The sequence below is a fragment of the Herbidospora cretacea genome, from assembly GCF_001570605.1.
Taxonomy (GTDB): domain Bacteria; phylum Actinomycetota; class Actinomycetes; order Streptosporangiales; family Streptosporangiaceae; genus Herbidospora; species Herbidospora cretacea.
In genome coordinates this window covers 175,188-182,838 of sequence record NZ_BBXG01000018.1, presented here as the reverse complement: position 1 = coordinate 182,838, position 7,651 = coordinate 175,188, and the positions used below count along the sequence as shown (strand labels likewise).

Below are 7,651 nucleotides of genomic sequence, written 5' to 3'. Positions count from 1 at the left end.
GCTAGATGACCCTCACGGCGACCCGCGACCTCCACGTCAAGGAGGTCGCCCGGGGTCATGCGCTCTGGATCGGCCTGATCGTCATGATCGCAACCGCCGGATACTCCCTCGTCGGGTATCTGGAGCTGCGCGGCATGCGGGCCGGGGTGCTCGATCTGGCGATCTTCGACCAGGGCGTGCGGAGCTACGCGGAGTTCCGGCTGCCCGCATCGGTGGCCAAGGAGTATCTCGACGGCTTCCACCAAGACGGGTTCTCGCTGCTGGGCGACCACTGGTCGCCGATCCTGGCGCTGCTCGCGCCGCTCTACTGGATCAACGACGGCCCGCTGTCGCTGATCTTCGCGCAGGGGCTGCTGTTCGCGCTGGCCGTGCCGCCGTTGTGGCTGTTCGCCCGGCGCCGGCTCGGCGTCGTCGCCGCCTATCTCGTCTCCTTCGCGTACGTCGTCAGCTGGCCCGTCGCCCAGGCCGTCGAGTTCGACTTCCACGAGGTGGCGTTCGCGCCCGTGCTGATCGCGTGGATGGTCGAGCGGCACGACGCCGGCCGGACCCGCACCGCCCTGGTCATGGGCGTCCTGTTGCTGATGACGAAAGAGGACATGGGCCTGGTCATCGCCGGTTTCGGGCTCTATCTGCTGACGCGCGGCGCCTACCGGTCCGGGACCCTCCTGCTGACGGGCGGCGTCGGGGCAGTGCTGGTGGCGACCAAAGTGCTCATCCCGTTCTTCGGCGGCCGGGACGGCTTCTACTGGCGTTACGAGGACCTCGGCGACGGCCCCGCGTCCGCGCTGGTCCACGTGCTCACCCACCCGGTCCAGACGCTGGCGCTGCTCGGCAGCCCGTCGGACAAGCTGGTCACGATGGGCTGGCTGCTGCTGATCGTGCTGGGCGCGTGCCTGCTGTCACCGCTGGCCCTGCTGTCGCTGCCGCTGCTGGCCGAACGCATGCTGTCGTCGTATCCCCACTGGTGGGGCGTTCCCTTCCACTACAACGCGTTCCTGGTGATCCCGCTGTTCCTGGCCGCCGTCGACGGGATCGCCCGGTTCGGCCCCCGGGTCCGGGTGACCTGGGCGGCCGGGGCGCTGGTGGCGGGGCTGGCGACCGCCCCGCTGTTCGCGTACGGGACGATCGCGGCGACCGAACTCGGGCCCGATCCCGCCTATGTGGCCATCGCGCGCAAGGCCGTCCAGACCGTGCCGCCGGGGCCGATGGTGGCCGCCGCGCTGCCCCTGGGGGCCGGCCTGACCGCGCGGAATCCGGTGATCCTGTGGGAGCCGGAGCCGGCATACGAGAACCCGCCGTGGATCGTGGCCTTCACCCGCTGGAAGACGACGCCGTTCGACAGCGTCGAGGCGCAGGTGGCCGAGGTCGAACGGCTCCGCTCGACCGGTTACCGGACGGTCTTCGACGACGGCGGCTTCGTCGTCCTGCACAAGCCCTAGAACTCCTGCCAGGTCGACTCGTCGGGGACCGGGCGGACCCTGCCGCCGATGACGTCTTCCAGCGGGCGCACCGTCGTGCCGTGCTTCTTGCGGGTGTCGAGCCAGGTCAGGAACTCGTCGAGGATCTTCTCGGTGGTCGAGTAGTCGCCGCAGACGCGGGCGCAGACCTTGTGGACCACCACCGGGAGCAGCCCGCCGCCGGCCCGCTCGGCCGTGATGACCTGCTTCTTCAGGTCGTTCAGGGTGGTGTCGTAGTTGACCGAGCCGTAGGTCCGGATCGAGTAGGGCATCGCCGGGCGGGCCGACTCGACCGGGGCGCAGTAGTCGCACCTGCCGAGCGCCAGCCCGCCGACGGTGCGGGCGGCGTTGTAGCCGCAGAACCGGGCCGCCTGCTGGGAGTCGCCGTTGTTCGCGCCGAACGGGTAGGCGAACGTGGTGACCGGGATCTTCAGCTTGAGGAGGGCGGCCCGGTCGGCGCAGATGTCGACCCGCTGGTCGATGGCGGTCAGGTCGGTCAGCCGCACGTGGTGGAGGGTGTGGCCGCCGATCTTGTGGCCCTGGCGGACGAGCGCGCGCACCTGGCCGACGGTCAGTTTGCCCTTGGTGTCGAGGTCGCCGCTGTTGATGTAGAACGTTCCGCGTACTCCGTGTGACCGAAGGATCTGTCCGGCCTTCACGTGGGTGGCGTCTCCGTCGTCGAAACCGAGCGCCACCACAGTCTTGACCTTGTGTTTCGGTCGTGCGGCCTGTGCGGGGGTGGCGACCAGCACCATCGGAAGGAGCGTTCCTAAAAGGACGCCCACTGCTCCTAAGCGGAGCGAAGACCGCATGACGGACTCCTGAGGTCAGTTTGGCGGGAGAGGTGACCAGGCTAGCGGCTCCTGCCCGGGAAACCGGATGCTAGACCCAATCGGTACACAGTTCACCAGGCATTCATAGGTTCGGGCGGATCATGGTGATCCAGGTCGGTTTGCCGTTGCTGGTGGCGAGAACGTGACGTTCCCACCCTTCGCTGCCCTTCGGCGGCGTCTTCTGGGTCAGGGTGGCGACGACGCCCCCGACGTCCCGCGTCGCCTCGGCGACCGACTCGCCGGGCTTCACGATGCGGACCTCGCACCTGGTCAGGAACTGGTGAGCCGGGTTGACGGAGGTGCCGACCAGCGTGCAGGGCGTGGTGACCCCGGCATCGATCATCTTCCGGACGAAAGAGGCCTGGAACTGCCTGAGCGGATAGTCCTGGCCCTTCACCCCGTCGAGCACCATGAACTGGACGACCATGTGAGCGGCCAGCAGCACCACGAACGGAGGCCGGAACCGGATCACCGTGACCGCGACGGGGATCATCAGCAGGCCGTAGGCCGGGAGCAGGAACCTCGGGGCGGCGTAGTCGACCAGGAAGAGGTAGGGCGCGGCCATCGCCAGCCCGGCCAGCGCCGGAACCGGCCACCTCCGCGCCGACACCAGCGCCAGCACCGGCAGGGCCGCCCACCAGATCAGCAGGTAGGGCCGGTCGAGGGGGATGTCGCAGGGCCGGCAGAAGGCGGGGCCGTTGGCGGCCTTGAACTCATACCAGAACCCGGGCGCGGGCGCGATCCCGCCCTGCACCTCACCGGCCGCCGCCCAGCGGTGGAGCAGAGATCCGAACGAGGTGTACGCCTCCACCACCCACGGCACCATCCCCAGCGCGGCCGAGACGAGAATGGTCGCGGCGGCGGCCCACCTCCGCCAGAGCAGCGCCGCCGGACCGGCGATCACGCCCAGCCAGAGCACGTCGCTCGGTCTCAGCATCGCGACCCCGGCGAACCCGGCGGCGAGGCCCGCATACGCGGCCCAGCCGCCGTGCTCTTTCACGACCAGCAGCGACCCGATCGCCAGCACCGCGCCGTAGGCGACGTAGAGGTTGGGCATGACCTGCGGCCCGTACCAGACGGTCACCCAGAGGGTGGCGAACAGCCCGGCCGCCAGAGCCGGCACTGCGGGCTTGAGCAGCTTCGTCCACGGCAGGAACGCCAGGAACAGCCCTGCGGCCGCGACGATCATCATCCACCAGCGGATCGCCGCCGGATCGGTGGTGAACTGGACGACCGGGGCCACCAGCCACGTCACGCCCCTGGCCCGGGGGGCGGAGAAGACGGCGTCCGGCACCCCGGGGGCGACCTGGCTCGTGTAGACGGCCTCGTCCCATTCGAGCGTCATGTCCGCCGGGACCGATACCGCCTGGAGGACGAGATAGCCCAGGGCGACCAGGCCCAGCAGGGGAACGGGACGGGACAACATCGACTTACCTTCTCGTAGGCCCCGGAACCTGCGCAAATGGCAAACTGATCGGATGCGTCAGGTAAGTGCGGCAGTGACCTGCGGCGACATCGCCTTGGGCCGCTATGGCCCGGTGGAGATGCCGACGCCGTGGTGGAACGACGTGGCCCCGGTGGCGGAGTGGCTGAGCGGCCTGCTCGGCGTGCCGGTGATGGTCCTGCGCCTGGTCGACGTCGAGGGCGGCCGCTCCATGCGCGACGGCCACGTGACCTACCACGCGGAAGCACTGGAGCTCCCACCGCAAGCACCCATCACCCTCCTGAATTCCTCCGCGCCGCCCGCAGAACACCTGCTGGCTGCCCACGAGCCCCTCCGCGCCTCCTGGGCCACTGTGGAAGGGCTGCGTGCCGCCCTCGACTGGGCGCTGAACATCACCGGGCCGAGCGAGATTCGCCAGGTCAAGACGTGGAACCTGGCCGGGCTCTTTCATCTGCCGGGTGAGAACGCCTGGCTGAAGACCACTCCCCCGTTCGCCTCGCCGGAGTCCTCCGTGATCCAAGCCCTGGCCGAGGTCGATCCCACCCTGGTCCCCCAGGTGCTGGCCGCCGAGCCCGAGCGCGGCTGGATGCTCCTGGGGCACATCCCCGGCGAGGACTGCTGGAAGGCCGGTCCTGACCTGGTCGCCGACACGGTCCGGCGCTTCACCCTCGCCCAACAGAGCCTGCGGGATCTGATACCGGCAAGAACGGAGGCCGCACACTCTCGGCAGCGGCTCGGTGTGCCCGGTCTGGTGGACCGCCGGCGCATCCTCGCCGCCGCCCAACACCTGTCCCCCGTCCCCGGCTCGGACGAGCTGTTCTCCCAGGTCCCCGCTCTGGAGGAGGAGCTGGCGGCCTGCGGGCTGCCGTACACGCTGGTTCACGGGGACTTCCACCCCGGCAACTGGCGGGCCGTGCCCGGCGGGCCCGCGGTGGTGCTGGACTTCGCGGACGCGCACTTCGGGCATCCGGCCGCCGACGGGCTGCGCCTACAGGAGTGGGTGGGGAACGCCGAGGCCTGGGTCGGCGCGTGGTCGATCCCGGGCGCCGACCCCCGCAGGGCGCTGGAGGTCGCCGCGCCGCTGGCCGCGCTCGGGCAGGCCGTGCGCTACCAGGAGTTCCTGGACGGCATCGAGCCCTCCGAGCGCCGCTATCACCTGGGCGACCCGGAGGAGGCCCTGGAGAACGCCGTCAGGGCGTTTCGTCGCCTTCGACCCGCATGACGCTGGCCACGGCGCGGACGACGTCGAGCTCGCGCAGGCCCTCGACGGTCGAGGACAGCGCCGCGTCGGAGGCCCGGTGGGTGACCAGGACCAGCTGCGCGTCGTCGCCGCGGCCCTCCTGGCGGAGGGTCTGGATCGACACGTCGTGGCGGGCGAAGACCTCGGCCACGGTGGCGAGCACGCCCGGCTTGTCGGCGACGTCGAGCGAGACGTGGTAGCGGGTGCCGGTCTCGCCCATGGGGTGGACCGACAGGTCGGCGTACACCGACTCGGAGGGGCCGCGCGTGCCGGCGAGGCGGTTGCGCGCGACCGCGACGATGTCGCCGAGCACGGCGGAGGCGGTCGGCGCGCCACCGGCGCCCGCGCCGTAGAACATGAGCCGGCCGGCCGACTCGGCCTCGACGAAGACCGCGTTGTAGGCCTCGCGGACCCCGGCGAGCGGGTGGCTCCTGGGGATCATCGCGGGGTGGACCCGGACGCCGATGGAGCGGCCGTCGTCGGAGCGGGCGCAGATGGCCAGCAGCTTGATCACGTAGCCCATCGCCTTGGCCGACGCCACGTCGGAGGCGGAGACCTCGGTGATGCCCTCGCGGTGGACGTCGGCCGCGGTGACCCGGCTGTGGAAGGCGATCCCGGCCAGGATGGCGGCCTTGGCGGCGGCGTCGAAGCCCTCGATGTCGGCGGTCGGGTCGGCCTCGGCGTAGCCGAGCGACTGGGCCTCCTCCAGCGCGTCGGTGAACGAGGCGCCGGTGGAGTCCATCTTGTCGAGGATGTAGTTGGTCGTGCCGTTGACGATGCCGAGCACGCGGTGGACCCGGTCGCCCGCCAGCGACTCGCGCAGCGGGCGGATCAGCGGGATCGCCCCGGCGACGGCGGCCTCGAAGTAGAGGTCGGCCTGGTTGGCGGCGTGGAGGGTCGCGCCGTCTTCGGCCAGCAGGGCCTTGTTGGCGCTGACGATCGACTTGCCCTCGGCCATCGCGGCCAGGATGAGGCCCCGGGCGGGCTCGATGCCGCCGATCACCTCGACCACGATGTCGACGTCGGGGCGGGTGACCAGGGCCCGGGCGTCGGTGGTGAGCAGCGCGGGGTCGAGGTCGACCTCGCGCTTGCGGCTCATCTTGCGGACGGCCACCCCGGCGAGCTCCAGCGGGGCGCCCACCCTGGCGGCCAGGTCGTCGGCCTGCTCCTGGAGCAGCCGGGCGACCTGGGAGCCGACGACGCCGCAGCCCAGCAGCGCCACTTTGACGGGTTTACTCACAGCTGCCCCCTGAGCAGGTCTTCTTCGGTCTCGCGCGCCACGATGACCCGCGCGCTGCCGCCCGCGACCGCGACCACCGCCGGCTTGGGCAGATAGTTGTAGTTGCTGGCCAGCGACCGGCAGTAGGCGCCGGTGGCGGCCACCGCGATCAGGTCGCCGGGCACCAGGTCGGCGGGCAGGTAGAGGTCGCGGACCACGATGTCGCCGCTCTCGCAGTGCTTGCCGACCAGGCGCGACAGCATCGGCTTGGCCGCGCTCTCGCGGGAGGCCAGGCGGGCGGTGTAGTCGGCGCCGTAGAGGGCGGTGCGGACGTTGTCGCTCATGCCGCCGTCGACCGAGACGTAGGTGCGCAGGCCTTCGACGTCCTTGACCGTGCCGACCTCGTAGAGCGTCACGCCGGCGGTGCCGACGATCGAGCGGCCCGGCTCGACGGTCAGGCGCGGGACCGGCAGGCCCTTGCTCTGGCAGACGGTGGCGACGATCTCGCGCAGCGCGTCGGCGATCAGCTTCATGTCGGGGGTGTCGTCGCCCGCGACGTAGGGGATGCCGTAGCCGCCGCCGAGGTCGAGCTCGGGCAGCTCGACGCCGTGTTCGTCGCGGATCTGCACCAGCAGGCCGGCCAGGCGCCGGGCGGCGACCTCGAAACCGGCGGTGTCGGTGATCTGCGAGCCGATGTGGCTGTGGAGGCCGACCAGCTCCAGCGACGGCATCGCGAGGATCCGGCGGGCGGCCTCGGCCGCGGCGCCGCTGCTCAGCGACAGGCCGAACTTCTGGTCGTCGTGGGCGGTGGCGATGAACTCGTGGGTGTGGGCCTCGACGCCGACCGTGACGCGGATCAGGACCTTGGGCCGGGTGCCGTGCTTGTCGGCCAGGTAGCCGAGGCGGGCGATCTCCTCGAAGGAGTCGACGACGACGTGGCCGACCCCCGTGGTGACGGCCTTCTCCAGCTCGGCGACCGACTTGTTGTTGCCGTGCATCGTGATCCGCTCGGGCGGGAAGCCGACGCTCAGCGCGACGGCCAGCTCACCGGCGCTGCACACGTCGATGCCGAGGCCCTCCTGCATGATCCACCGGGCGACCTCGCGGCACAGGAACGCCTTGGCGGCGTAGTGGACCTCGCCGTCGTGGAAGGCCTGGCGGAAGTCGGCCGCGCGGGCCCGGAAGTCTTCCTCGTCGAGGACGTAGAGCGGGGTTCCATACTCTTTGGCCAGGTCACGGACGTCGAGCCCGCCGATCGTGAGTGATCCCGCGACCCTCTCGGACGTTCGCGGCCAGATGGCCGAATCGATGGAGTTCAGGTCGGCGGGCGCGTGGGGAGGACGGTCCTCCGGAAGCACCTCGGCATGCCGGTCACCGGCGGGATGGGCGAATCGACTCACCCGAAGCAGGCTATCCGACTCAGGGCGCCCTCTGAGACGCGTGCTCACGTAGCGAGAC

General features: G+C 70.9%; 6 protein-coding genes. 2 read left to right on the top strand and 4 right to left on the bottom strand.

The annotated features are described in order from the left end of the window. Positions 1-83: 83 nt before the first annotated feature. Positions 84-1,439, top strand: coding sequence for a DUF2079 domain-containing protein (locus AW270_RS29195; RefSeq protein WP_169807390.1), 1,356 nt, complete (start codon positions 84-86; stop codon positions 1,437-1,439). On the opposite strand, the gene AW270_RS29190 is transcribed toward AW270_RS29195, so the two are convergent. Next, positions 1,436-2,212, bottom strand: coding sequence for a polysaccharide deacetylase family protein (locus tag AW270_RS29190; protein WP_061299329.1), 777 nt, complete (start codon positions 2,210-2,212; stop codon positions 1,436-1,438). The two genes, AW270_RS29195 and AW270_RS29190, sit on opposite strands and share 4 nt — an antisense overlap. Before the next feature lie 160 nt (positions 2,213-2,372). Then, on the bottom strand, positions 2,373-3,716 hold the full coding sequence (locus AW270_RS29185) for a glycosyltransferase family protein (RefSeq protein ID WP_061299328.1): 1,344 nt from the start codon (positions 3,714-3,716) through the stop codon (positions 2,373-2,375). 52 nt (positions 3,717-3,768) lie between these two features. Between AW270_RS29185 and AW270_RS29180 the strand changes: the two genes are divergently transcribed. Further along, positions 3,769-4,956: a phosphotransferase family protein gene (locus tag AW270_RS29180; RefSeq protein ID WP_063819378.1), complete on the top strand. Its 1,188-nt coding sequence runs from the start codon at positions 3,769-3,771 to the stop codon at positions 4,954-4,956. On the opposite strand, the gene AW270_RS29175 is transcribed toward AW270_RS29180, so the two are convergent. Further along, positions 4,925-6,214 carry a homoserine dehydrogenase gene (locus AW270_RS29175; protein ID WP_061299326.1) on the bottom strand — a complete coding sequence of 430 codons (1,290 nt, stop codon included), beginning with the start codon at positions 6,212-6,214 and terminating at the stop codon, positions 4,925-4,927. The two genes, AW270_RS29180 and AW270_RS29175, sit on opposite strands and share 32 nt — an antisense overlap. After that, on the bottom strand, positions 6,211-7,593 hold the full coding sequence (gene lysA, locus AW270_RS29170; RefSeq protein ID WP_061299325.1) for a diaminopimelate decarboxylase: 1,383 nt from the start codon (positions 7,591-7,593) through the stop codon (positions 6,211-6,213). Before lysA ends, AW270_RS29175 begins: the two co-directional genes overlap by 4 nt. Positions 7,594-7,651 lie beyond the last annotated feature (58 nt).